This window comes from Pantoea sp. RIT413 (genome assembly GCF_003057675.2).
GTDB lineage: Bacteria > Pseudomonadota > Gammaproteobacteria > Enterobacterales > Enterobacteriaceae > Pantoea > Pantoea eucrina.
In genome coordinates, this window is the sequence record NZ_QBJB02000006.1 from 44,723 (window position 1) to 68,202 (window position 23,480).

General features: G+C 56.0%; 19 protein-coding genes. 13 read left to right on the plus strand and 6 right to left on the minus strand.

The window, feature by feature from the left end; genetic code table 11:
• Positions 1 to 24: 24 nt before the first annotated feature.
• The 3 genes from dnaK to nhaA all read left to right on the plus strand — a co-directional run bounded on the left by dnaK (position 25) and on the right by nhaA (position 4,506).
• Entirely contained in the window at positions 25 to 1,935 is a 1,911-nt protein-coding gene (gene dnaK / locus DBY66_RS10000) for a molecular chaperone DnaK (protein WP_039382477.1), read from the plus strand.
• A 102-nt stretch (positions 1,936 to 2,037) separates the two neighbouring features.
• Complete coding sequence (gene dnaJ, locus DBY66_RS10005; RefSeq protein ID WP_071669092.1) at positions 2,038 to 3,177, plus strand: molecular chaperone DnaJ; 1,140 nt, start codon at positions 2,038 to 2,040, stop codon at positions 3,175 to 3,177.
• A 150-nt stretch (positions 3,178 to 3,327) separates the two neighbouring features.
• Positions 3,328 to 4,506, plus strand: a complete 1,179-nt coding sequence (nhaA, locus tag DBY66_RS10010; RefSeq protein WP_108569981.1) for a Na+/H+ antiporter NhaA — start codon at positions 3,328 to 3,330, stop codon at positions 4,504 to 4,506.
• 106 nt (positions 4,507 to 4,612) lie between these two features.
• Here nhaA and rpsT read toward each other — a convergent pair whose 3' ends face one another.
• On the minus strand, positions 4,613 to 4,876 hold the full coding sequence (gene rpsT / locus DBY66_RS10015; RefSeq protein ID WP_039382484.1) for a 30S ribosomal protein S20: 264 nt from the start codon (positions 4,874 to 4,876) through the stop codon (positions 4,613 to 4,615).
• 319 nt (positions 4,877 to 5,195) lie between these two features.
• On the opposite strand from rpsT, the gene ribF reads away from it, so the two are divergent.
• The 10 genes from ribF to folA all read left to right on the plus strand — a co-directional run bounded on the left by ribF (position 5,196) and on the right by folA (position 18,968).
• On the plus strand, positions 5,196 to 6,134 hold the full coding sequence (gene ribF, locus DBY66_RS10020; RefSeq protein WP_039382487.1) for a bifunctional riboflavin kinase/FAD synthetase: 939 nt from the start codon (positions 5,196 to 5,198) through the stop codon (positions 6,132 to 6,134).
• A 27-nt stretch (positions 6,135 to 6,161) separates the two neighbouring features.
• Complete coding sequence (ileS, locus tag DBY66_RS10025) at positions 6,162 to 8,981, plus strand: isoleucine--tRNA ligase (RefSeq protein WP_108569982.1); 2,820 nt, start codon at positions 6,162 to 6,164, stop codon at positions 8,979 to 8,981.
• Complete coding sequence (gene lspA, locus DBY66_RS10030; RefSeq protein ID WP_071669089.1) at positions 8,981 to 9,478, plus strand: signal peptidase II; 498 nt, start codon at positions 8,981 to 8,983, stop codon at positions 9,476 to 9,478. Before ileS ends, lspA begins: the two co-directional genes overlap by 1 nt.
• A 69-nt stretch (positions 9,479 to 9,547) precedes the next feature.
• Complete coding sequence (fkpB, locus tag DBY66_RS10035) at positions 9,548 to 10,018, plus strand: FKBP-type peptidyl-prolyl cis-trans isomerase (RefSeq protein ID WP_071669088.1); 471 nt, start codon at positions 9,548 to 9,550, stop codon at positions 10,016 to 10,018.
• Positions 9,999 to 10,952 (plus strand): 4-hydroxy-3-methylbut-2-enyl diphosphate reductase, encoded by a 954-nt coding sequence (ispH, locus tag DBY66_RS10040; RefSeq protein ID WP_039382499.1) that lies wholly within the window; start codon positions 9,999 to 10,001, stop codon positions 10,950 to 10,952. Before fkpB ends, ispH begins: the two co-directional genes overlap by 20 nt.
• A 222-nt stretch (positions 10,953 to 11,174) precedes the next feature.
• Positions 11,175 to 11,990, plus strand: coding sequence for a 4-hydroxy-tetrahydrodipicolinate reductase (dapB, locus tag DBY66_RS10045; RefSeq protein WP_108569983.1), 816 nt, complete (start codon positions 11,175 to 11,177; stop codon positions 11,988 to 11,990).
• A gap of 466 nt (positions 11,991 to 12,456) precedes the next feature.
• Complete coding sequence (gene carA / locus DBY66_RS10050) at positions 12,457 to 13,605, plus strand: glutamine-hydrolyzing carbamoyl-phosphate synthase small subunit (RefSeq protein WP_039382504.1); 1,149 nt, start codon at positions 12,457 to 12,459, stop codon at positions 13,603 to 13,605.
• 13 nt (positions 13,606 to 13,618) lie between these two features.
• Entirely contained in the window at positions 13,619 to 16,846 is a 3,228-nt protein-coding gene (carB, locus tag DBY66_RS10055) for a carbamoyl-phosphate synthase large subunit (protein ID WP_039382507.1), read from the plus strand.
• Between the two features lie 226 nt (positions 16,847 to 17,072).
• Positions 17,073 to 18,215, plus strand: coding sequence for a porin (locus DBY66_RS10060; protein ID WP_108569984.1), 1,143 nt, complete (start codon positions 17,073 to 17,075; stop codon positions 18,213 to 18,215).
• A gap of 270 nt (positions 18,216 to 18,485) precedes the next feature.
• Entirely contained in the window at positions 18,486 to 18,968 is a 483-nt protein-coding gene (folA, locus tag DBY66_RS10065; RefSeq protein WP_039382513.1) for a type 3 dihydrofolate reductase, read from the plus strand.
• A gap of 69 nt (positions 18,969 to 19,037) precedes the next feature.
• Here the strand turns inward: folA and apaH are convergent, their stop codons facing one another.
• From apaH to surA, 5 genes are read right to left on the minus strand one after another with little or no spacing between them, the layout of a single operon-like run.
• Positions 19,038 to 19,907, minus strand: a complete 870-nt coding sequence (gene apaH / locus DBY66_RS10070) for a bis(5'-nucleosyl)-tetraphosphatase (symmetrical) ApaH (RefSeq protein WP_094110724.1) — start codon at positions 19,905 to 19,907, stop codon at positions 19,038 to 19,040.
• Between the two features lie 49 nt (positions 19,908 to 19,956).
• Positions 19,957 to 20,334 (minus strand): Co2+/Mg2+ efflux protein ApaG, encoded by a 378-nt coding sequence (gene apaG, locus DBY66_RS10075; RefSeq protein WP_039382517.1) that lies wholly within the window; start codon positions 20,332 to 20,334, stop codon positions 19,957 to 19,959.
• Positions 20,335 to 20,338: 4 nt separating this feature from the next.
• On the minus strand, positions 20,339 to 21,163 hold the full coding sequence (gene rsmA / locus DBY66_RS10080) for a 16S rRNA (adenine(1518)-N(6)/adenine(1519)-N(6))-dimethyltransferase RsmA (RefSeq protein ID WP_039382519.1): 825 nt from the start codon (positions 21,161 to 21,163) through the stop codon (positions 20,339 to 20,341).
• On the minus strand, positions 21,156 to 22,151 hold the full coding sequence (gene pdxA, locus DBY66_RS10085) for a 4-hydroxythreonine-4-phosphate dehydrogenase PdxA (RefSeq protein ID WP_108569985.1): 996 nt from the start codon (positions 22,149 to 22,151) through the stop codon (positions 21,156 to 21,158). The genes rsmA and pdxA overlap by 8 nt, the downstream gene beginning before the upstream one ends.
• Positions 22,141 to 23,430, minus strand: a complete 1,290-nt coding sequence (gene surA, locus DBY66_RS10090; RefSeq protein ID WP_108569986.1) for a peptidylprolyl isomerase SurA — start codon at positions 23,428 to 23,430, stop codon at positions 22,141 to 22,143. Before surA ends, pdxA begins: the two co-directional genes overlap by 11 nt.
• Positions 23,431 to 23,480 lie beyond the last annotated feature (50 nt).

Here is a 23,480-nt window from a genome sequence, read left to right on the forward strand (position 1 = left end):
AGAATTTACGTGGGAGACGTTTAGATGGGTAAGATTATTGGTATTGACCTGGGTACAACCAACTCTTGTGTGGCGATCATGGACGGCGGCAAGGCACGCGTGCTGGAAAACGCTGAAGGCGATCGCACCACGCCGTCAATCATTGCGTATACCGCAGACGGCGAAACGCTGGTAGGTCAGCCGGCTAAACGTCAGGCAGTGACCAACCCGCAGAACACCCTGTTCGCTATCAAGCGTTTAATTGGTCGTCGTTTCCAGGACGAAGAAGTACAGCGTGATATCAAAATCATGCCGTACAAAATCACCGGTTCTGACAACGGTGACGCATGGCTGGACGTGAAGGGCCAGAAAATGGCACCGCCGCAGATCTCTGCTGAAGTGCTGAAAAAAATGAAGAAAACCGCGGAAGATTTCCTCGGTGAAGCGGTGACTGAAGCGGTTATTACCGTACCGGCTTACTTCAATGACGCACAGCGTCAGGCGACCAAAGATGCGGGCCGTATCGCGGGCCTGGACGTTAAGCGTATCATCAACGAACCAACCGCAGCAGCGCTGGCTTACGGTCTGGACAAAGGTCAGGGCAACCGTACTATCGCGGTTTATGACCTGGGTGGTGGTACTTTCGATATCTCAATCATTGAGATCGACGACGTTGATGGCGAAAAAACCTTTGAAGTGCTGGCAACCAACGGTGATACCCACCTGGGTGGTGAAGACTTCGATAGCCGCCTGATCAACTATCTGGTAGCCGAGTTTAAGAAAGACCAGGGTATCGATCTGCATAACGATCCGCTGGCGATGCAGCGTCTGAAAGAAGCCGCTGAGAAAGCAAAAATTGAACTATCTTCTGCGCAGCAGACCGACGTTAACCTGCCATATATCACGGCAGATGCAACCGGTCCTAAGCACCTGAACATCAAAGTGACGCGTGCGAAACTGGAATCTCTGGTAGAAGACCTGGTAACCCGTTCAATTGAGCCGCTGAAAGTTGCGCTGCAGGATGCTGGCCTGTCAGTCTCTGACATCAACGATGTCATCCTGGTAGGTGGTCAGACTCGTATGCCAATGGTGCAGGCGAAAGTGACCGAGTTCTTCGGCAAAGAGCCGCGTAAAGATGTTAACCCGGATGAAGCCGTAGCGGTCGGTGCTGCTGTTCAGGGTGGCGTACTGGCAGGTGATGTGAAAGACGTTCTGCTGCTGGACGTAACGCCGCTGTCGCTGGGTATTGAAACCATGGGCGGCGTAATGACCGCGCTGATCAGCAAGAACACCACTATCCCGACCAAACACAGTCAGGTGTTCTCTACTGCTGAAGATAACCAGTCTGCCGTGACCATTCACGTGCTGCAGGGTGAGCGTAAGCGTTCCGGTGACAACAAATCGCTGGGTCAGTTTAATCTCGATGGCATCCAGCCTGCACCACGCGGTATGCCGCAGATCGAAGTCACCTTTGACATCGATGCTGATGGTATTCTGCATGTGTCAGCGAAAGATAAAAACAGCGGTAAAGAGCAGAAAATCACCATTAAAGCATCTTCTGGTCTGAACGAAGATGAGATCGAAAAAATGGTGCGTGACGCGGAAGCGAACGCTGAATCTGACCGCAAGTTTGAAGAGCTGGTACAGACGCGCAACCAGGGTGACCAGATTGCGCACAGCACCCGCAAGCAGCTGGATGAAGCGGGCGATAAGCTCTCTGCAGAAGACAAAGCACCTATCGAAGCTGCACTGACTGAGCTGAATACAGCGCTGAAAGGCGAAGACAAAGCGGCTATCGAAGCGAAAATGCAGGCGCTGATGGAAGTCTCCGGCAAACTGATGGAGATGGCACAGCAGCAGGGTCAGGCAGGCGCAGCGGACGCCGGCGACGCGTCAGCACAGCAGCAGGATGACGTGGTCGACGCTGAGTTCGAAGAAGTTAAAGATAAAAAATAATTGCCCCTGACCGGGCGCGACGGCTGGCCTGACAGCCGTTGAAACCAGCACGGGCGTAGGAGTTTCTCCACGCCCGTGCAACTATGTTAAGGGCAGAACAAAATGGCTAAGAGTGATTTTTACGAGATCTTAGGCGTCTCAAAATCGGCTGATGAGCGTGAAATCAAAAAGGCTTATAAGCGCCTGGCGATGAAATATCACCCGGACCGTAATCCGGGCGACAAAGAAGCTGAAGCAAAATTTAAAGAAGTGAAGGAAGCGTACGAAATTCTGACGGATGCTCAGAAGCGTGCGGCCTATGACCAGTATGGTCACGCAGCCTTTGAACAGGGTGGCGGTGGCGGCGGCTTTGGTGGCGGCTTCGGCGGTGGCGGCGCAGACTTCAGCGATATCTTTGGCGACGTATTTGGCGATATCTTTGGCGGCGGTCGCCGTCAGCGTGCATCACGCGGTGCCGATTTACGCTACAACATGGAGCTGACGCTGGAAGAAGCGGTACGCGGCGTGACCAAAGAGATCCGCATCCCGGTACTGGAAGAGTGCGACGTCTGCCACGGCAGCGGCGCCAAAGCGGGCACGCAGCCACAGACCTGTCCGACCTGCCACGGTGCAGGCCAGGTACAGATGCGTCAGGGTTTCTTCACCGTACAGCAGGCGTGTCCGACCTGTCACGGTCGCGGCTCGGTCATCAAAGATCCGTGCAACGCCTGTCATGGTCATGGGCGCGTAGAGCGTCAGAAAACGCTGTCGGTAAAAATTCCGGCGGGGGTAGACACCGGCGACCGTATTCGTCTGAGTGGCGAAGGGGAAGCGGGCGAGCATGGCGCACCGGCGGGCGATCTCTACGTTCAGGTATCGGTGAAGAAGCACCCTATCTTTGAGCGCGAAGAGAATAACCTCTACTGCGAAGTGCCGATCAACTTTGCGATGGCGGCGCTGGGCGGAGAGATTGAAGTGCCGACGCTGGACGGCCGCGTGAAGCTGAAGGTGCCTGCGGAGACCCAGACCGGCAAGCTGTTCCGCATGCGCGGCAAAGGCGTAAAATCAGTGCGCGGCGGCGCCGTTGGTGACCTGCTGTGCCGGGTGGTGGTGGAAACACCGGTCAGCCTGAATGATAAACAGAAAGCGCTGCTGCGCGAGCTGGAAGAGAGCTTTGGTGGCCCGAGCGGTGAAAAGAACAGCCCGCGTTCAAAAAGCTTCTTTGATGGCGTGAAGAAGTTCTTTGATGACCTGACGCGCTGATTCAGCGTCAGGGCAACACACGAAAAGCGGAGAGGTGACTCTCCGCTTTTTTATTAATTTTAAACTGGCGTAAAGACGCGGCAAGCGGCTTTTATCACAGGGTTAACGCGGTTACACTCCTTAACAAATTGTTTTTGCTCAGGAGGAGTTGTGAATAAGCCCCGTTCGATTAAAACGTTGCTGAAAAGCTTTATAGAAAGTGATGCCAGCAACGGCATGGTATTAATTCTCGCTGCGGTCGCGGCCATGATTCTGGCAAACAGTGCAGAGACAGCCGCTGGCTATCAGAGCTTTCTCGCTGAGCCGGTGCAGATCCGCTTTGGCGCACTCGATATCAGCAAGAACCTGCTGCTGTGGATCAACGATGCGCTGATGGCGCTGTTCTTTCTGCTGATCGGTCTGGAAGTGAAACGCGAATTAATCAGCGGCGAGCTGGCCAGTCGCGATCGCGCGATTTTTCCGGTCATTGCTGCCCTCGGCGGTATGGTTGCGCCGGCGCTGATTTTCCTGTTTTTCAATTATGACAATGAGATTGCGCGCAACGGCTGGGCGATCCCGACCGCGACCGATATCGCATTTGCTCTGGGCGTGCTGGCACTGCTTGGCAGTCGTGTTCCCGTGGCGCTGAAGGTGTTCCTGATGGCGCTGGCCATCATCGACGATCTCGGCGCGATTGTGATTATCGCACTCTTCTACACCAGCGATCTCTCCGTGCTGTCGCTCAGCGTTGCGGCAGCGGCGATTGTGGTGCTGGCCATATTTAACCGCTGTGGCGTGCGGAATATCGCCGTCTATATGCTGGTCGGAATTGTGCTCTGGACCGCGGTGCTGAAATCAGGCGTGCACGCCACGCTGGCAGGCGTGGTAGTCGGCTTCTTTGTACCGCTGGAGGAGAAAGAGGGGCATTCACCGGCAGAGCATCTGGCGCACGGTCTGATGCCGTGGGTGAACTGGCTGATTCTGCCGCTGTTCGCGTTTGCTAACGCCGGGATTTCACTGAGTGGTATCACCTTTGGTGATGTGTTCTCACCAGAGCCGCTGGGGATTATCCTCGGGTTACTGATTGGTAAACCGCTGGGTATTACGCTGTTCTGCTGGCTGGCCGTAAAACTGCGTCTGGCGGCGCTGCCGGGCGGGACAACGATACGCGATATCATGGCCATAGGCGTGCTGTGCGGTATCGGCTTTACCATGTCTATCTTTATCAGTTCGCTGGCCTTTGACGCCGCGCATGAAGAGCTGGTGACGTTCTCGAAACTGGGTATTCTTAGCGGCTCGCTGCTGTCAGCGGTGATTGGCTATACGCTATTGCGCGTTAAGCTGCGTTAACCGGAGAGGAGGCGTCAGCCTCCTTTTTACGCTGCCGGCAAACGACAGGCATAAAAAAACCGGCTATAAGCCGGTTCTTTCTACAAAGCGATAAACAGACAGGCGATTAAGCCAGTTTGTTGATCTGAGCCACCAGGTTTGCTTTATGGCGTGCAGCTTTGTTTTTGTGGATCAGACCTTTAGCAGCCTGACGGTCCACGATTGGTTGCATTTCGTTGAATGCGTTCTGCGCAGCAGCTTTGTCGCCGGTTGCGATAGCCGCGTATACTTTCTTGATGAAAGTACGCATCATAGAACGGTTGCTCGCGTTATGCTTGCGACGTTTCTCAGATGTTACGGCGCGTTTCTTAGCTGATTTGATATTAGCCAAGGTCCAACTCCCAAATGTGTTCTATATGGACAAATCAAAGGCCGAGGACTATGCCTTTTGCGCCTTCTTTTGTCAATGGATTTGTGCAAATAAGCGTCGTTTTAACCACGACACCCGCTTACGTAATTGATGGCGCAAGATTCTACCAGCAACCCCGCTCTGAATACAGTATTTCGCAACAATTTCTTCAGCAGGTATGGTGATTTGTTGCCCGACGGTGGGCCAGAGGGCGCTTCAGCGCAGGAAAGGCGTGTATACGGGTTAACCTCAGCGCTATTCAAGGGTATAATCCGCCGATTTCCACCGGTTTGAGTCAGCCATGAAGTTAATCCGCGGTATTTATAATCTGAAACAGCAGCATCGCGGCTGCGTTCTGACCATTGGTAATTTCGATGGTGTGCATCGCGGTCATCAGGCGCTGATGGCGCAGCTGATTGCAGAGGGCCGTAAGCGCAATCTGCCGGTGGTGGTGATGCTGTTTGAACCGCAGCCGCTGGAGCTGTTTGCGGGTGAAAAAGCACCGGCCCGTCTGACGCGGCTGCGTGAAAAACTGCGCTGGCTGCAGCGCGCTGGCGTCGACGCCGTGCTCTGTATCCGGTTTGATCGTCAGTTTGCAGCCTATCCGGCTCAGCGTTTTATCAGCGAGCTGCTGGTGGAAAAACTCGACGTGCGTTTTCTGGCGGTAGGCGATGATTTCCGCTTCGGCGCTGGTCGCGAAGGGGATTTCCTGTTATTACAGAAAGCGGGTGCAGAGTATGGCTTTGAGGTCATCAGCACCCAGACCTTCTGCGACAGCGGTAAGCGCATCAGCAGTACGGCTGTCCGTCAGGCGCTGGCGCAGGATGATTTTGCGCAGGCGCAGCAGCTGCTTGGCCATCCCTTCAGCATTTCAGGCCGCGTGGTGCACGGTGATGCACTGGGCCGTACCATAGGTTTTCCGACCGCTAATCTGCCGCTGCGTCGCGCGGTCACGCCGGTTAAGGGCGTGTTTGCCGTGGAAGTGCTGGGTCTGACCGCAGAGCCGGTGCCAGGCGTCGCCAACATCGGTACCCGCCCGACGGTAAAAGGTTTACGTCAGCAGCTTGAAGTTCATCTGCTCGACACACATATGGATCTCTATGGCCGCCATATTGAGGTGGTGCTGAAACAGAAGATCCGCGACGAACAGCGCTTTTCCTCGCTGGATGCGCTGAAAGAACAAATTGCAAAAGATGTGGTGACAGCCCGCCAATTCTTTGGGCTACAAACACCGGTTTAATGACCGACAGACGGAATCGAGAATCTGATGAGTGACTATAAATCTACCCTGAATTTGCCGGAAACGGGGTTCCCGATGCGTGGCGATCTGGCCAAACGCGAACCGGGCATGCTGCAGCGCTGGTACGATGACAATCTCTACGGCATCATCCGCGCCGCCAAAAAAGGGAAAAAAACCTTCATCCTGCATGATGGCCCTCCGTACGCAAACGGCAATATTCATATTGGTCACTCTGTTAACAAGATTCTGAAAGACATTATTGTCAAGTCGAAAGGCATGGCAGGGTACGACTCACCCTATGTTCCGGGCTGGGACTGTCACGGCTTACCGATCGAGCACAAAGTTGAGCAGATGATTGGCAAGCCGGGCGAGAAAGTCAGCGCGGCAGAGTTTCGTGCCGCCTGCCGCAGCTATGCCGCTGAGCAGGTAGAAGGGCAGAAAAAAGATTTTATCCGCCTTGGCGTGCTGGGCGACTGGGATCGTCCCTATCTGACCATGAACTTCACGACCGAAGCCAACATCATCCGTGCACTGGGCAAAATCATCGGTAACGGCCATTTGCATAAAGGCGCGAAGCCGGTGCACTGGTGTATGGATTGCCGTTCAGCGCTGGCGGAAGCGGAAGTTGAGTATTACGACAAAACCTCGCCGTCTATTGACGTGATGTTCAACGCGCTGGATGCCGACGCGGTGCGGTCAGCCTTTGGCGTCAGCGCCTCAGAGGGGCCGGTTTCACTGGTGATCTGGACCACCACGCCGTGGACCATGCCCGCCAACCGCGCGATCTCCCTGCATCCTGAATTTGAGTACCAGCTGGTCCAGATTGAGGGCCGCAGCCTGATCCTCGCTAAAGATCTGGTGGAGAGCGTGATGAAGCGCGCCGGCATCAGCGAGTGGCAGGTGCTGGGTGAATGCCAGGGGGCAGCGCTGGAGCTGCAGCTGTTTCAGCATCCGTTTCTGACGCAGGTTCAGTCGAAAGTGTTGCTGGGTGAGCACGTTACGCTGGAAGCGGGTACCGGTGCGGTGCATACCGCGCCTGGACACGGCCCGGATGACTACGTAATCGGTCAGAAGTATGGCATCGAGACCGCTAACCCGGTGGCACCAGATGGTACCTATCTGCCGGGCACTTATCCGTCGCTTGATGGCGTTAATGTCTTCAAAGCTAACGACATGATTGTTGAGCTGCTGAAAGAGAAGGGCGCGCTGCTCCACGTGGAGAAACTGCTGCACAGCTACCCACACTGCTGGCGTCACAAAACGCCAATCATCTTCCGGGCGACGCCGCAGTGGTTTATCAGCATGGATCAGCAGGGGCTGCGCGCGCAGTCGCTGAAAGAGATTAAAGGCGTGCAGTGGATCCCGGACTGGGGTCAGGCGCGTATCGAAGCGATGGTTGCCAACCGTCCTGACTGGTGCATCTCGCGTCAGCGTACCTGGGGCGTGCCCATGGCGCTGTTTGTGCATAAAGAGAGTGAGCAGCTGCACCCTGACACGCTTGAGCTGATGGAGAAAGTTGCGCAGCGCGTGGAGCAGGATGGCATTCAGGCGTGGTGGGATCTCGATCCGCGCGAACTGATGGGTGACGACGCCGATCTGTACGTGAAAGTGCCGGATACGCTGGATGTATGGTTTGACTCGGGATCAACCAGCTTCTCGGTAGTCGATGCGCGTCCGGAGTTTGAGGGACACGCGCCGGATATGTATCTGGAAGGCTCCGATCAGCATCGCGGCTGGTTTATGTCCTCGCTGATGATCTCTACGGCGATGAAAGGCAAAGCGCCTTATCGTCAGGTTCTGACGCACGGGTTTACCGTGGATGGTCAGGGTCGCAAGATGTCGAAGTCGATCGGCAACACGGTAGCGCCGCAGGATGTGATGGATAAGCTTGGCGCGGACATTCTGCGTCTGTGGGTCGCCTCTACCGACTACTCCGGCGAAATGGCGGTATCGGATGAGATCCTGAAACGCGCTGCCGACAGCTATCGCCGTATTCGTAACACCGCACGCTTCCTGCTGGCTAACCTGGCGGGCTTTAATCCGGCTACTGACTGCGTTACGCCGGAAGAGATGGTGGTGGTCGATCGCTGGGCGGTAGGACGTGCGCTGGCTGCACAGCAGGATATCGTTGCCTCCTATGAAAACTACGACTTCCATGAAGTGGTGCAGCGTCTGATGCACTTCTGCTCCATTGAGATGGGGTCGTTCTACCTGGATGTGATTAAAGATCGCCAGTACACCGCGAAGGGCGACAGCCTGGCGCGTCGCAGCTGCCAGACCGCGCTGTGGCACATTGTGGAGGCGCTGGTGCGCTGGATGGCACCTGTCATGTCCTTTACCGCTGATGAGATCTGGGGTCACCTGCCCGGCGAACGCGCGCAGTATGTCTTCACTGAAGAGTGGTATGACAATCTGTTCGGTCTTGCGGCGGATGAGCCGATGAACGATGCGTTCTGGGCCGATCTGCTGAAAGTCCGCGGCGAAGTCAACAAAGCGATCGAGCAGGCGCGCAGCGACAAGCGCATCGGTGGCGCGCTGGAAGCGACGGTCACGCTTTACGCGGAACCGGAACTGGGTGCGAAGCTGCAGGCGCTTGGCGACGAGCTGCGTTTTGTGCTGCTGACCTCCGGCGCGACGGTAGCCGATTACGCAACGGCGAGCGATGAGGCGCAGCAGAGCGACCTGCTGAAAGGGCTGAAAATCGTTCTGCATAAAGCAGAAGGCGAGAAGTGCCCGCGCTGCTGGCACTATACTACCGACATAGGCCAGAATCCGGAGCACGCCGACGTGTGCGGACGCTGTTACTCAAACGTAGCCGGTGACGGTGAAGTACGGAAATTTGCCTGATGACTAAACTCAGTTCTACCGGACTGCGCTGGATCTGGCTGGTGCTGGTCGTCATTGGTATCGATATGGCCAGTAAAGTGTGGGTCATGAACAATATGATGCTGCATGAAACGCAGCCGCTGATGCCGTTTCTGAACCTGTTCTATGCGCATAACTATGGCGCCGCGTTCAGCTTCCTGGCAGACAAAGGTGGCTGGCAGCGCTGGTTCTTTGCCGGTATTGCCATTGCCATTGTGGTCGCGCTGCTGGTGATGATGTATCGCAACCGCGCCAGCAACAGGCTCAGCAATATTGCGTATGCGCTGATTGTTGGCGGGGCGCTTGGCAACCTGTTCGATCGCGCCTGGCACGGTTTTGTCGTCGACTTTATCGACTTTTATGTCGGTAACTGGCACTTCGCCACGTTCAATATCGCTGACTGCGGCATCTGCATCGGCGCGGCGCTGGTGGTGCTTGAGGGGTTCTTCAGCCCCAGCGGCAAAAAAGCAACATCCTGACGTCTGCTGCCTGCATGCCGGTCACGGCTGCAGGCGCAGGCATGATGAAAAAGAGAGTAAGGGTAACCGATGACAGAGACAGTTCAGCCCGATAGCGCGCTGCTGGTGCATTTCACGCTCAAGCTGGAGGATGGCTCTACTGCCGAATCCACCCGTGCTAACGGCAAGCCTGCGCTGTTCCGTCTGGGTGACGGCAGCCTGTCGGCGGCGCTGGAGCGCGAGCTGCTGGGGCGCAAAGCGGGCGATCAGCTCGCCTTTACCCTGGTGCCGGAAGATGCGTTTGGCGCCAGCAGCCCGGATCTGATCCAGTACTTTTCGCGTCGCGACTTTATCGACGCGGGCGAGCCGGAAATCGGCGCAATCATGCTGTTCAGCGGCATGGGCGGCAGCGAGATGCCTGGCGTAATCCGCGAAATTTCCGGTGACTCAATCACCGTGGATTTTAATCATCCGCTGGCGGGGCAGCCTGTCCGGTTTGATATTGAAGTCCTCGAGATCGACCCGGCGCTGGAGGATAACAATGCAAATCCTGTTAGCTAACCCGCGCGGTTTCTGCGCCGGTGTGGATCGCGCTATCAGCATCGTTGAGCGGGCGCTGGAGATGTATGGCGCGCCAATCTACGTGCGTCACGAAGTGGTGCACAACCGTTATGTAGTGAGCAGCCTGCGCGAGCGTGGCGCGATCTTTATCGAAGAGATCGGTGAAGTGCCGGATGGCGCCATTCTGATCTTCTCAGCGCACGGTGTGTCGCAGGCGGTACGCGCTGAAGCGAAAGCACGCGATCTGACCATGCTGTTTGATGCCACCTGTCCGCTGGTAACGAAAGTCCATATGGAAGTGGCGCGTGCCAGCCGTAAAGGGGTGGAGGCGATCCTGATTGGTCACGCCGGTCATCCTGAAGTGGAAGGCACCATGGGGCAATACAGCAACCCCAATGGCGGCATGTATCTGGTGGAATCACCGGAAGATGTGTTTAAGCTGACCGTCAAAGATGAGAACAACCTCTGTTTTATGACGCAGACTACCTTGTCAGTTGATGACACCTCTGACGTCATTGACGCCTTACGTCAGCGCTTCCCGGCCATTATCGGCCCGCGCAAAGATGACATCTGCTATGCCACCACTAACCGGCAGGAAGCGGTGCGCGTGCTGGCACAGGATGCTGAAGTGGTGCTGGTGGTCGGCTCAAAAAACTCCTCCAACTCTAACCGGCTGGCTGAGCTGGCGCAGCGCGCAGGCAAGCTGGCGAAGCTTATCGACTCAGCGGATGATATTCAGGAAGAGTGGGTAACCGGCGTAGAGTGTATTGGCGTGACGGCAGGTGCTTCTGCGCCCGATATTCTGGTACAGCAGGTGATCCAGCGCCTGCGCGAACTCGGTGGTGAAGCAGCCATTGAGCTGATCGGCCGTGAAGAAAATATCGTATTCGAAGTGCCGAAAGAGCTGCGCGTTGACGTGCGCAACGTGCAATAAGCGTTTAACATTTGCTACCGTATCAGGCCGACATTGTTCGGCCTTTTCTTTATGTACGGCTGCGTGCCTCGCCACAACCAGCCGCCAGGATTGCTTTTACTGATAATGTTTTATCGCTGTCCTGAAATTCTTATATCCCTTTTTTATTGTGGCGTGACGGTTAGCTGATGGTTAACCTGTTTACGCTTTGCATGCATAGTTTTGTATCAGGAATGAATAAATATGAGTGATATCCGCTTAGCTATTGTTGGTGCGCCGGGCCGCATGGGACGAAATCTGATTCAGGCCGCGCATCAGGCGGAAGGCGTGGCGGTGGGCGCTGCGCTGGCGCGCAGCGGCTCTTCACTGCTGGGTACAGACGCGGGTGAGCTGGCGGGCATCGGTAAAACCGGCGTCACCGTCACCGATGATTTGCTAAAGGTGGTGGACGATTTCGATGTGCTAATCGACTTCACGCGTCCGGAAGGCACGCTGGAGTATCTGGCCTTTTGCCGCCAGCATCAAAAGGCGATGGTGATTGGCACAACCGGTTTTGATGACGCCGGAAAAGCCGCAATTCGTGCAGCGGCAGAGGAGATCGGCATCGTGTTTGCTGCCAACTTCAGCGTTGGCGTCAACCTGATGCTGAATCTGCTGCAGCAGGCGGCCTCAGTGATGGGGGAGTATGCGGATATTGAGATCGTTGAGGCGCACCATCGCCATAAAGTTGATGCGCCCTCAGGAACCGCGCTGGCAATGGGTGAAGCCATTGCGGACGCCATGGAGTGGAAGCTGGAGGATCATGCGGTTTACGCGCGTGAAGGCCATACCGGTGAGCGCAAACCTCACACTATCGGTTTTGCCACGGTGCGCGCCGGCGACATCATTGGTGAGCATACTGCTCTGTTTGCTGATATCGGCGAACGGATAGAGATTAGCCACAAGGCCTCAAGCCGGATGACCTTTGCAAAAGGTGCCGTCCGGGCTGCAGTCTGGGTTGAGTTGCGAAAAAATGGTCTTTATGACATGCGTGATGTGCTTAATTTAGCAAAAAGTTGATTGTTGTGAGCCATCGTGATGTGGTTTTTCAGTCGCTAGTCCATTGATTGGCAGGGCAATATTTTTATTGCCCTTTATTTTTGTCAAAATAACCTCTTCGCCATAAAATATCTTCGTAATGGGTTTATTTGCAAGTTAACTCATCTTTTTCTCAGCTGCTAAGATTAAATTTGACCATTTGGTCAAATATTTTGCGTAGCTCCGCTTATTCGGCGGTTATTGTTGTCAGGCAACCGATTAATTACCCTATTAAGATGCTGCTTTTGCCCTGTTTGCACTATATTTTAGGTATAGCCTCCGAAAAACATAAAAAAATAGCCTTTCCGGGTAGACATCAGCAGAGGTGATCATTAGAATGCGCGCAATTTGCCAAAAATCGAGCAGTCAGGCGGTTTTTACATTGATTCAGGCCAGCATTATGAATTAATATGCATATATTGTGACTGTTTATTCCCTGGAGGATGTTTTGATTAAGTCAGCGCTCTTGGTTCTGGAAGACGGAACCCAATTCCACGGTCGGGCCATCGGGGCTACGGGTTCGGCAGTGGGTGAGGTCGTTTTCAACACGTCAATGACCGGTTATCAAGAAATCCTTACTGATCCCTCCTATTCCCGCCAGATTGTTACTCTTACTTATCCCCACATCGGCAACGTTGGCGTCAATATCGCAGATGATGAATCAAACCAGATTCACGCTCAGGGCCTGGTGATCCGCGACCTGCCACTGATTACCAGCAACTTCCGCAGTGAAGAGAGCCTTTCTGCCTGGCTACAGCGCAATAATATTGTCGGCATCGCTGATATCGATACGCGTAAGCTGACGCGTCTGCTGCGTGAAAAGGGCGCGCTGAACGGCTGCATCATTGCGGGTGACGCGCCGGATGCCGCGCTGGCGCTGCAGAAAGCGCAGGCGTTCCCGGGGCTGAAAGGTATGGATCTGGCGAAAGAAGTGGCTACCACGGAGACTTACACGTGGCAGCAGGGGAGCTGGACGCTGCAGGATGGCCTGCCTGAGCAGCAGTCAGCTGACGCACTGCCGTATCACGTGGTCGCCTATGACTACGGCGCCAAGCGCAATATTCTGCGTATGCTGGTGGATCGCGGCTGCCGCCTGACGGTGGTGCCGGCGCAGACGCCAGCAGAAGAGGTGCTGGCACTCAATCCGGACGGCATCTTCCTTTCCAATGGCCCGGGCGATCCGGAGCCGTGTGACTACGCTATCCGCGCGATTCAGGCGTTTCTGGAGACAGAAATTCCGGTATTTGGTATCTGCCTGGGGCATCAGCTGCTGGCGCTGGCCAGCGGTGCAAAAACCGTCAAAATGAAGCTGGGTCACCACGGCGGCAACCATCCGGTAAAAGATCTCGATAATAATACTGTGATGATCACCGCACAGAACCACGGTTTCGCCGTCGATGAGAGCCAGATACCGGCCAATCTGCGTGTGACGCATGTGTCGCTGTTTGACCAGACCGTGCAGGGTATTCATCGTACCGATAAACCCGCTTTCAGCTTCCAGGGACATCCGGAAGCGAGTCCTGGCCCGCACGATGCGGCGCCGCTGTTCGATCACTTTATCGAACTGATTGAAGCCTACCGTTCAAACGCGAAGTAATCAGGAGCCTCCGATGCCAAAACGTACTGACATAAAATCTATCCTGATCCTTGGCGCTGGCCCGATCGTTATCGGTCAGGCGTGTGAATTTGACTACTCGGGCGCGCAGGCGTGTAAAGCGCTGCGTGAAGAGGGCTATCGCGTCATTCTGGTTAACTCCAATCCGGCGACCATCATGACCGACCCGGAAATGGCTGACGCGACCTATATTGAGCCAATCCACTGGGAAGTGGTGCGAAAAATCATCGAAAAAGAGCGCCCGGATGCAGTACTGCCTACCATGGGCGGGCAGACCGCGCTGAACTGCGCGCTGGAGCTGGAGCGCCAGGGCGTGCTGGAAGAGTTTGGCGTGACCATGATTGGCGCCACGGCTGACGCTATCGATAAAGCTGAAGATCGCCGTCGCTTTGACGTGGCGATGAAAAGCATCGGTCTTGATACCGCCCGTTCGGGTATCGCCCACACGATGGAAGAGGCGCTGAAGGTCGCGGAGGAGGTCGGTTTCCCGTGCATTATTCGTCCCTCCTTTACCATGGGCGGCACCGGCGGCGGTATCGCTTACAACCGCGAAGAGTTTGAAGAGATCTGTGAGCGCGGCCTCGACCTCTCTCCGACCAACGAGCTGCTGATTGATGAATCGCTGATTGGCTGGAAAGAGTATGAGATGGAGGTGGTGCGCGATAAAAATGATAACTGCATCATCGTCTGTTCAATTGAAAACTTCGACGCCATGGGCATTCACACCGGCGACTCCATCACTGTGGCACCGGCGCAGACGCTGACGGACAAAGAGTATCAAATCATGCGTAACGCCTCGCTGGCGGTGCTGCGTGAGATTGGTGTGGAAACCGGCGGCTCTAACGTTCAGTTCTCCGTAAATCCGAAAGATGGTCGTCTGATCGTAATCGAAATGAACCCGCGCGTGTCGCGCTCCTCCGCGCTGGCGTCCAAAGCCACCGGGTTCCCGATTGCTAAAGTCGCGGCTAAGCTGGCGGTGGGCTTTACGCTCGATGAACTGATGAACGATATCACTGGCGGTCGCACGCCGGCGTCGTTTGAACCCTCAATCGACTATGTCGTGACTAAGATCCCGCGCTTTAACTTTGAGAAGTTTGCGGGCGCCAACGATCGCCTCACTACACAGATGAAATCAGTGGGTGAAGTGATGGCGATTGGCCGTACCTTCCAGGAGTCGATGCAGAAAGCGCTGCGCGGCCTTGAAGTCGGCGCTAACGGCTTCGATCCAAAAGTGGATCTGGATGACGCCGACGCGCTGACCCGTATCCGCCGCGAACTGAAAGACGCCGGCTCGGACCGCATCTGGTATGTTGCTGACGCGTTTCGTGCCGGTATGTCGGTGGATGGCGTATTTAATCTCACCAATATCGATCGCTGGTTCCTGGTACAGATTGAAGAGCTGGTGCGGCTGGAAGAGCAGGTTGCACGTGAAGGCGTTAACGCGCTGGATGCCGGCTTCCTGCGCGCGCTGAAGCGTAAAGGTTTTGCTGATGCGCGTCTGGCAGCGCTGGCGGGTGTGGCAGAAAGCGAAATCCGTAAGCTGCGTCAGCAGTACAATCTGCATCCGGTCTATAAGCGGGTGGATACCTGTGCCGCTGAGTTCTCGACCGATACCGCCTATATGTATTCCACCTATGAGGAGGAGTGCGAAGCGAACCCGAATCAGGATCGTGACAAAATCATGGTGCTGGGCGGCGGACCAAACCGTATCGGGCAGGGTATTGAGTTTGACTACTGCTGCGTCCACGCATCGCTGGCGCTGCGTGAAGATGGTTATGAAACCATCATGGTTAACTGCAACCCGGAAACGGTCTCAACCGATTATGACACCTCCGATCGCCTCTACTTTGAGCCGGTTACGCTGGAAGATGTGCTGGAGATTGTACGAATTGAGCAGCCGAAAGGCGTTATCGTGCAGTATGGTGGCCAGACGCCGCTGAAACTGGCGCGTGCGCTGGAAGCGGCCGGTGTACCGGTTATCGGTACCAGCCCGGACGCGATTGACCGCGCTGAAGACCGCGAGCGTTTCCAGCAGGCGGTGGATCGTCTGAAACTGAAACAGCCGGCTAATGCCACGGTTGCCACGCTGGAGCAGGCGGTAGAGAAAGCTGCCGGTATCGGTTATCCGCTGGTGGTACGTCCTTCCTATGTACTGGGCGGCCGTGCGATGGAAATCGTCTATGACGAAGTGGATCTTAAGCGCTATTTCCAGACCGCAGTATCCGTCTCTAACGATGCGCCGGTGCTGCTGGATCGCTTCCTGGATGATGCGGTGGAAGTCGATGTGGATGCCATCTGCGACGGCGAGCGGGTGCTGATTGGCGGCATCATGGAACATATTGAGCAGGCGGGTGTTCACTCCGGTGACTCAGCCTGTTCCCTGCCGGCCTATACGCTGAGCAGCGAGATCCAGAACGTGATGCGTCAGCAGGTTGAGAAGCTGGCGTTTGAACTTAACGTACGCGGTCTGATGAACGTGCAGTTTGCGGTCAAAGATAACGAGGTTTACCTGATTGAGGTGAATCCGCGTGCGGCACGTACCGTTCCATTTGTCTCCAAGGCTACCGGCGTACCGCTGGCCAAAGTGGCGGCTCGCGTCATGGCGGGCAAAACCCTGCTGGAGCAGGGCGTGACGGAAGAGGTCATTCCGCCTTACTACTCGGTGAAAGAGGTGGTGCTGCCGTTCAATAAATTCCCGGGCGTCGATCCGATTCTGGGACCGGAAATGCGCTCCACCGGTGAGGTGATGGGCGTCGGCCGTACCTTTGCTGAAGCCTTCGGTAAAGCGATGCTGGGCGCGCAGAGCAACATGAAGAAAAGCGGTCGTGCGCTGCTCTCGGTGCGTGAAGGCGATAAAAAGCGCATCGTCGATCTGGCGGCGAAGCTGCAGAAGTTTGGCTTTGAGCTGGACGCTACCCACGGTACGGCGGTGGTGCTGGGTGAAGCCGGTATCAATCCACGCTTGGTCAATAAGGTGCATGAGGGACGCCCGCATATTCAGGATCGCCTGAAGAACGGTGAATACACCTATATTGTTAACACCACGGCGGGACGTCAGGCGATTGAAGACTCTAAGCTGATTCGCCGCAGCGCGCTGCAGTATAAAGTGCATTATGACACCACGCTGAACGGCGGCTTCGCGACGGCGATGGCCCTGAATGCGGATCCCACTGAGAAAGTGACTTCAGTACAGGAGATGCATGCGCAGCTGAAAGGCAAATAAGCGCAGCGTCCGTAAGAGACAGCGGCCCCGTATGGGGCCGTTTTTTTTTGCCTGAAACAGAGTAGCTATAGCAAACCTGCTGATTTGGCTTAACTTTTAGCTATTGGTGCTGCTAAATAACTTTTTAAGATTTTTCGCACAAATTTATAACCCGCGATCCGGTGAGGGCACCTTACTATCTGGCGCGCTCAATCATAGAGCCTTTACCTTCACCGGAAAATATAAAATGAACATGCGTGCTTTGACTCTTAGCGCAGTGGCTGCGTTACTTATGGCTGCGCCGCTCGCCAGCCAGGCTGAAATTACTCTGCTGAAGCAGGATCCTCAGGCGAACAATGCGTTCGATCGCCTTGGCTTTAAAGTGGGCGGCAGCATTCGCCCGCAGTTTATGCATCAGAATGGCGTAAATGACACATCCTATAAGCGTAACGGCTACGATGGTGGCTCGCGCTTTCGCTTTGGCGCAGACTACGCGATCGCAGAAGATCTGAGCTGGGTAGGCTACTATGAGCTGGGCGTTAACTTCCCGGCGTGGTGGGGCTGGGACCATCACTATGCCAGCGGCGCACGCGATACCTCACGTCGTCAGCTCTATACCGGTTTTAAAAGTGCCAGCCTCGGCGAACTCTATTTTGGTCAGCAAAACAGCGTCTATTACGATGTAGTTGGCGCAAAAACCGATATCTGGGATTACGATATGCTGGCCCAGGGTTCCGGCGTCGGGATCAACGGCGATTACGACGGCAGCTATCGCTCGCGCAAAATGCTGAAGTATAAAACCCGTGCCGGCGCCGCCGATCTGTACGCCTCTTATCTCTTTGAGGATACCGAATATCTGCCGGGTAACGGCCTGCGCTACAAGCGCAACGGCGGCGGATCGCTGGGTGTCAACTATCACATCAGCGATGAACTGGCGTGGGGAACCGCGTGGAATTATACCCGTGCCACCGTACGCAATCCGGGCAATGGCGACAGCGAGCGCTACGATCAGAATATCTGGGGCACCTCGGTCAGCTGGACGCCGGATAGCTGGACGCTGGCGGCAGGCGCCGGCTGGTATCAGAACTTTGCGCCAACCCGCCTGAAAAGCGCAACAAACTACTTTGCGGATGACGCCTGGGGCATCGAATATTTTGCCGGTTATAAATTTGCTGTAGGCCAGTATGCGGTGAAAACCCTGCAGCCTTACGTGATGGGCGATCGCCTGGACTTCGTCAACGGACGCCACTATAAGCGTATCGATAATGGCGTGGGCATCAGTGCGCAGCTCGACTACGGCTTCCGCGTTGATTATGAATATGTCATCACCTCCGATACCAGCAAGGCGCTGGGCAACGTGAACCTGGTCCGTCTGCGTTACGACTTCTGATGACTGCAGCGGCTCCGCGTGGAGCCGCTCAGTGCGCTTTTCTTTACACTCTTTCTGAAAACCTGCCGCTAATGCCGCTGATTTGTGCCAGCTGCGCAGGCGATTATGGCGGCTCTCTCCGTTAATCGCAGTAAAGTCGGTGTAAAGCTCTGCCCGGCAGCCTGAATCTGGCGGCAAAAAGAGCTTTACGCAAATAGCACGGCTGGCCTATCGACGAAACTTTCGCCTTTACGTATCATTGCGCCAATTTTTTCCAGCAGGTTTTAAATCATGATTAGTCTGATCGCAGCACTGGCTGCGGATCGCATTATTGGTATGGAAAACGCCATGCCGTGGCACTTACCCGCCGATCTCGCCTGGTTCAAACGTACTACGCTGAATAAACCGGTGATCATGGGGCGTCTGACCTTTGAATCGATTGGCCGTCCGCTGCCAGGCCGGCTCAATATTGTGGTCAGCAGCCAGCCCGGTACGCACGAGGGGGTGACCTGGGTCACTTCACCGGAAGCGGCAATCGAGGCAGCCGGTGACGCAGAAGAGATTATGGTGATTGGCGGCGGGCGTATCTATGAGCAGATGCTGCCCCGCGCCGATCGTCTTTACCTGACGCATATTGATGCTGAAGTGGAAGGGGATACGCAATTCCCTGATTACGAGCCAGATGAGTGGCAGTCGACGTTCAGCGAGTTCCACGATGCGGATGCGCAAAATTCGCACAGCTACTGCTTTGAGATCCTGGATCGGCGTCGTTAATTGATCCCTGCCTGGCGTGCATAAATGCGCGCCCTGCGCAAAAGCCCCGCTGACATCGCGGGGCTTTTTTTATGGCGTATTGTTTAGCGGAGGAGTCGCGGCGGCGCCTTCAGCGGCCAGTGCGGCTTCACGCCGGGAGCGCTGTACATAGTATTGCTGTGTTTCCCAGTGCAGCAGCGTCAGCGTGCCGCCCCAGCAGCAGCCGGTATCCAGACCAATAACGTGATCGGGAGTGCCTTTGCCTTCAAGGGAGGCCCAGTGGCCGAAAATCTGCGTGTAGTCACTGCCCATTTTACCCGGCACGTTGAACCAGGGCCGCAGCGGCGGTGGGGCGGAGTCGGGCGCCTCTTTGCAGATCATATCCAGCTGGCCGTTGGGGAAGCAGAAACGCATGCGCGTCAGGGCATTCGTACTGAATCGCAGGCGCGCCAGGCCACTCAGTTCCGGCGTCCAGTTGTTGGGCATATCGCCATACATCGCATCCAGAAACAACGGATAGCTGTCGCTGGAGAGCACCGCTTCTACTTCACGCGCGCACGCTTTTGCCGTCGCGAGATCCCACTGAGGGGTAATGCCGGCATGCGCCATGACGAGCTTTTTCTCTTCATCAACCTGCAGCAGCGGCTGGCGCCGCAGCCAGTTGATCAGCGCATCAGCATCGTCCGCCTCCAGCAGCGGCGTCAGGCGATCTTTCGGTTTATTACGGCTGATCCCGGCGAAAACCGCCAGCAGGTGCAGGTCATGATTACCCAGCACCATGCGTACGCTGTCACCCAGTGATTTTACGTAGCGCAGCACATCAAGTGAACCGGGACCGCGCGCCACAAGGTCGCCGGTCAGCCAGAGTTCATCCTGCTGCGGATCAAAGCTTACCTGCGCCAGCAGCGCGCGCAGCTCATCATAACAGCCGTGGATATCGCCAATCAGATATGTACTCATGATATCAGTCCGGTAAAACGCGCCGCCCGGACGAGCCGGGCGGGGGGGATCAGTGAATGTGGGTTTGCACGGCGAGGCGAAACACCGGAATATCGACGTTAAAGGCGCTGCCCTCTTCATCGATCATAACGTAGTGGCCCTGCATGGTGCCCATCGGCGTTTCCAGAATCGCACCGCTGGTATACTGGTATTCGCCACCCGGTTCGATAAACGGCTGCTCGCCCACTACGCCATCGCCCTGAACTTCCGTTTCGCGGCCGTTGCCGTTGGTGATCAGCCAGTAGCGGCTGCGCAGCTGAACGCGCGTGCGCCCGGGATTGCGGATAGTGATGGTATAGGCAAACACGTAGCGATCCTCGTCCGGTGAGGATTGCGATTCCACATACTGACTCAGTACCTGAACACAGACGCGCGCCATATCACTCATGCACTTAGTTCTCCGCTGTTTTTGCCTGATGGTTACCCAGCCAGTTTGCCAGCTGACAATACTGCGCAACGCTGACGTTTTCAGCACGTAGCGAGGTATCAATATTTAACTCTTCCAGCGCACCCGCCGCAACCAGATGACCCAGGCTGTTACGCAACGTTTTACGACGCTGACCAAAAGCCTCGGTGGTAATGCGGCTCAGGATCTTAACATCACTGACCGGGTAAGGCGGCTGTGCATAAGGCACCAGTCGCACCACGGCAGAATCCACTTTAGGTGGCGGCGTAAACGACTGCGGCGGCACTTCAAGGACCGGGATCACCTGGCAGTAATATTGCGCCATCACGCTGAGACGACCATATGCTTTACTGCCCGGGCCGGCAACCAGACGGTTAACCACCTCTTTCTGCAGCATGAAGTGCATATCTTTGATCGAACCAGTATAGCTGAAAAGATGAAACATCAGCGGCGTGGAGATGTTGTAGGGCAGGTTGCCGAACACGCGCAGCGGCTGACCTTTCTCCTGCGCCAGCGCCGCAAAATCAAAGGTCATCGCATCCTGCTGATAAATGGTCAGCTTGGGACCAAGGAACGGATGCGTCTGCAGGCGAGCCGCCAGATCGCGATCCAGCTCAACGACGGTCAGCGCGTCCAGGCGTTCGCCTACCGGCTCGGTCAGGGCACCGAGACCGGGACCGATCTCGACCAGCGCCTCCTGCTTTTGCGGATGAATAGCAGAGACGATGCTATCGATAATGTACTGATCGTTCAGGAAGTTCTGCCCGAAACGTTTACGGGCGTAATGCCCCTGATGGACGCGATTATTCATTACTGCTCTTGATCATAGTGATGGCGAGATTAAGCGCCGTGATAAAGCTGCCCGGCTCTGCCTGTCCAAGACCGGCCAGTTCCAGCGCGGTACCGTGATCGACAGAGGTTCGGATAAAAGGCAGGCCCAGGGTGATATTCACCGCCCGGCCAAAACCCTGATATTTAAGGACCGGCAATCCCTGGTCATGATACATCGCCAGCACCGCATCGGCATGTTGCAGATACTTAGGCTGAAATAGCGTATCGGCCGGCAGTGGCCCCGTCAGACGGATGCCCTGCTGACGCAGCGCATCCAGCGCTGGCGTAATAGTGTCAATCTCTTCACGCCCCATATGCCCGCCTTCGCCAGCGTGCGGATTAAGACCGCAGACAAAGATATGCGGCTGCGCCAGGCCAAATTTCTGCTGCAAATCCTGATGCAGAATGGTGATGACCTCATGAAGGCTCTCGCGCGTGATGGCGGCAGAGACATCTTTCAGCGGCAGGTGGGTAGTTGCCAGCGCTACGCGCAGCGACTCGGTTGCCAGCATCATAACCACGCGGTCGCCACCGGCGCGATCGGCAAAAAATTCGGTATGGCCGGTAAACGGAATGCCGGCGTCGTTGATAACGCCTTTATGTACCGGTCCGGTGATCAGCGCCGCAAACTCGCCCTGAAGCGCACCGTCACAGGCGCGCGCCAGCGTCTCAAGGACGTACGCACCGTTAGCCACGCAGAGCTGACCTGGCGCCACCGGCTGTGCCGTATCAATCTGCAGCAGCGTCAGGGTACCTGCCTGCTGCGGCTGCGGGGCGCGGTCAGGCTGCCACGGCTGCAGGGTTAGCGGCAGGCCAAGCTGCGCGGCACGCTGCCGCAGCACTTCGCCGTCAGCACAGACGACCAGTTCAACCGGCCAGTTGCGCTGTGCCAGCTGCACCGTAAGATCGGGACCAATCCCGGCGGGTTCGCCGGGCGTGATCGCAACGCGATAGCTATCAGTTGCCATCAAGGATCTTCACGTAGGCGCTGGCGCGCTGCTCCTGCATCCAGGTCTGCGCTTCTTCTGCAAACTTACGGTTGAACAGCAGGCGATAGGCGCGCTCTTTCTGCGCCGCATCGGTTTTATCCACCTGGCGCGTATCCAGCAGCTGAATCAGATGCCAGCCAAACGAAGAGTGCACCGGTGCGCTGACCTGACCTTTCTGCAGCTTCAGCAGCGCGTCGCGGAAAGCGGGATCGTAGATGTCGGGTGACGCCCAGCCAAGATCGCCGCCCTGGTTAGCTGAACCCGGATCGTCAGAGAACTGTTTGGCAGCAGCGGCAAAGGTAGTTTTTCCGCTTTTGATGTCAGCGGCCAGCTGCGTAATTTTTTCACGCGCCTGATCGTCGCTCAGGATCGGTGATGGCTTCAGCAGAATATGGCGGGCGTGTACCTCAGTGACCGAGATATTCTTGCTCTCACCACGCAGATCGTTGACTTTGAGGATATGGAAGCCCACGCCGGAACGAATCGGACCGACCACATCGCCTTTTTTCGCGCTGCTCAGCGCCTGTGAGAACAGCGTCGGCAGCTCTTCAATTTTACCCCAGCCCATGTTGCCGCCTTTCAGCGCCTGAGGATCGGCTGAGTAGGTCACCGCCAGCTTACCGAAATCGGCACCGCCTTTGATCTCCCCCACCAGCTGACGTGCCAGCGCTTCCTGATCGTCAACCTGCTGCTGCGTAGGATTTTCCGGCAGCGGCAGCAGAATCTGACTGATATTCAGCTCGGTGCCCTGCGAGTTCTGTGAACCAATCTGCTTCGCCAGCGTATCAACTTCCTGCGGCAGAATGGTGACGCGACGGCGCACTTCATTGTTACGCACTTCAGAGATCAGCATCTCTTTACGGATCTGCGCACGGTAGTCGCTGTAGTTCATGCCGTCGTAGGCGAGGCGACTGCGCAGCTGATCGACGCTCATACGGTTCTGCGCAGCGATATTCTGGATCGCCTGATCCAGCTGCTGATCGCTGATCTGCAGGCCCGCTTTTTCACCCATCTGCAGAATAATGTTATCCATGACCTGACGCTCAAGGATCTGATGACGCAACGTACGGTCCTCAGGCAGCTGCTGACCCGCCTGCTGCGCCTGGGATTTTACCGTGCGCATCATGTTATCGACGTCACTTTCCAGCACCACGCCGTTGTTCACGACGGCGGCGACTTTATCAACTACCTGTGGGGCTGCGAAAGCGGTGCCGGCCGACATCGCCGCACCCAGAATCAGCATTCTCCAGTTCTTCATACTTTATCCATTATTGTTTCCGCACTGCGGGATCGCCTGTCAAACATCAC

What these genes read in the sequence shown, in the direction of transcription:
- dnaK (WP_039382477.1), top strand. Translation starts at nt 25, where the DNA reads ATGGGTAAGATTATTGGTATTGACCTGGGTACAACCAACTCTTGTGTG.
- dnaJ (WP_071669092.1), top strand. Translation starts at nt 2,038, where the DNA reads ATGGCTAAGAGTGATTTTTACGAGATCTTAGGCGTCTCAAAATCGGCT.
- ribF (WP_039382487.1), top strand. Translation starts at nt 5,196, where the DNA reads ATGAAGTTAATCCGCGGTATTTATAATCTGAAACAGCAGCATCGCGGC.
- ileS (WP_108569982.1), top strand. Translation starts at nt 6,162, where the DNA reads ATGAGTGACTATAAATCTACCCTGAATTTGCCGGAAACGGGGTTCCCG.
- lspA (WP_071669089.1), top strand. Translation starts at nt 8,981, where the DNA reads ATGACTAAACTCAGTTCTACCGGACTGCGCTGGATCTGGCTGGTGCTG.
- fkpB (WP_071669088.1), top strand. Translation starts at nt 9,548, where the DNA reads ATGACAGAGACAGTTCAGCCCGATAGCGCGCTGCTGGTGCATTTCACG.
- ispH (WP_039382499.1), top strand. Translation starts at nt 9,999, where the DNA reads ATGCAAATCCTGTTAGCTAACCCGCGCGGTTTCTGCGCCGGTGTGGAT.
- dapB (WP_108569983.1), top strand. Translation starts at nt 11,175, where the DNA reads ATGAGTGATATCCGCTTAGCTATTGTTGGTGCGCCGGGCCGCATGGGA.
- carB (WP_039382507.1), top strand. Translation starts at nt 13,619, where the DNA reads ATGCCAAAACGTACTGACATAAAATCTATCCTGATCCTTGGCGCTGGC.
- DBY66_RS10060 (WP_108569984.1), top strand. Translation starts at nt 17,073, where the DNA reads ATGAACATGCGTGCTTTGACTCTTAGCGCAGTGGCTGCGTTACTTATG.
- folA (WP_039382513.1), top strand. Translation starts at nt 18,486, where the DNA reads ATGATTAGTCTGATCGCAGCACTGGCTGCGGATCGCATTATTGGTATG.
- apaH (WP_094110724.1), bottom strand. Translation starts at nt 19,907, where the DNA reads ATGAGTACATATCTGATTGGCGATATCCACGGCTGTTATGATGAGCTG.
- apaG (WP_039382517.1), bottom strand. Translation starts at nt 20,334, where the DNA reads ATGAGTGATATGGCGCGCGTCTGTGTTCAGGTACTGAGTCAGTATGTG.
- rsmA (WP_039382519.1), bottom strand. Translation starts at nt 21,163, where the DNA reads ATGAATAATCGCGTCCATCAGGGGCATTACGCCCGTAAACGTTTCGGG.
- pdxA (WP_108569985.1), bottom strand. Translation starts at nt 22,151, where the DNA reads ATGGCAACTGATAGCTATCGCGTTGCGATCACGCCCGGCGAACCCGCC.
- surA (WP_108569986.1), bottom strand. Translation starts at nt 23,430, where the DNA reads ATGAAGAACTGGAGAATGCTGATTCTGGGTGCGGCGATGTCGGCCGGC.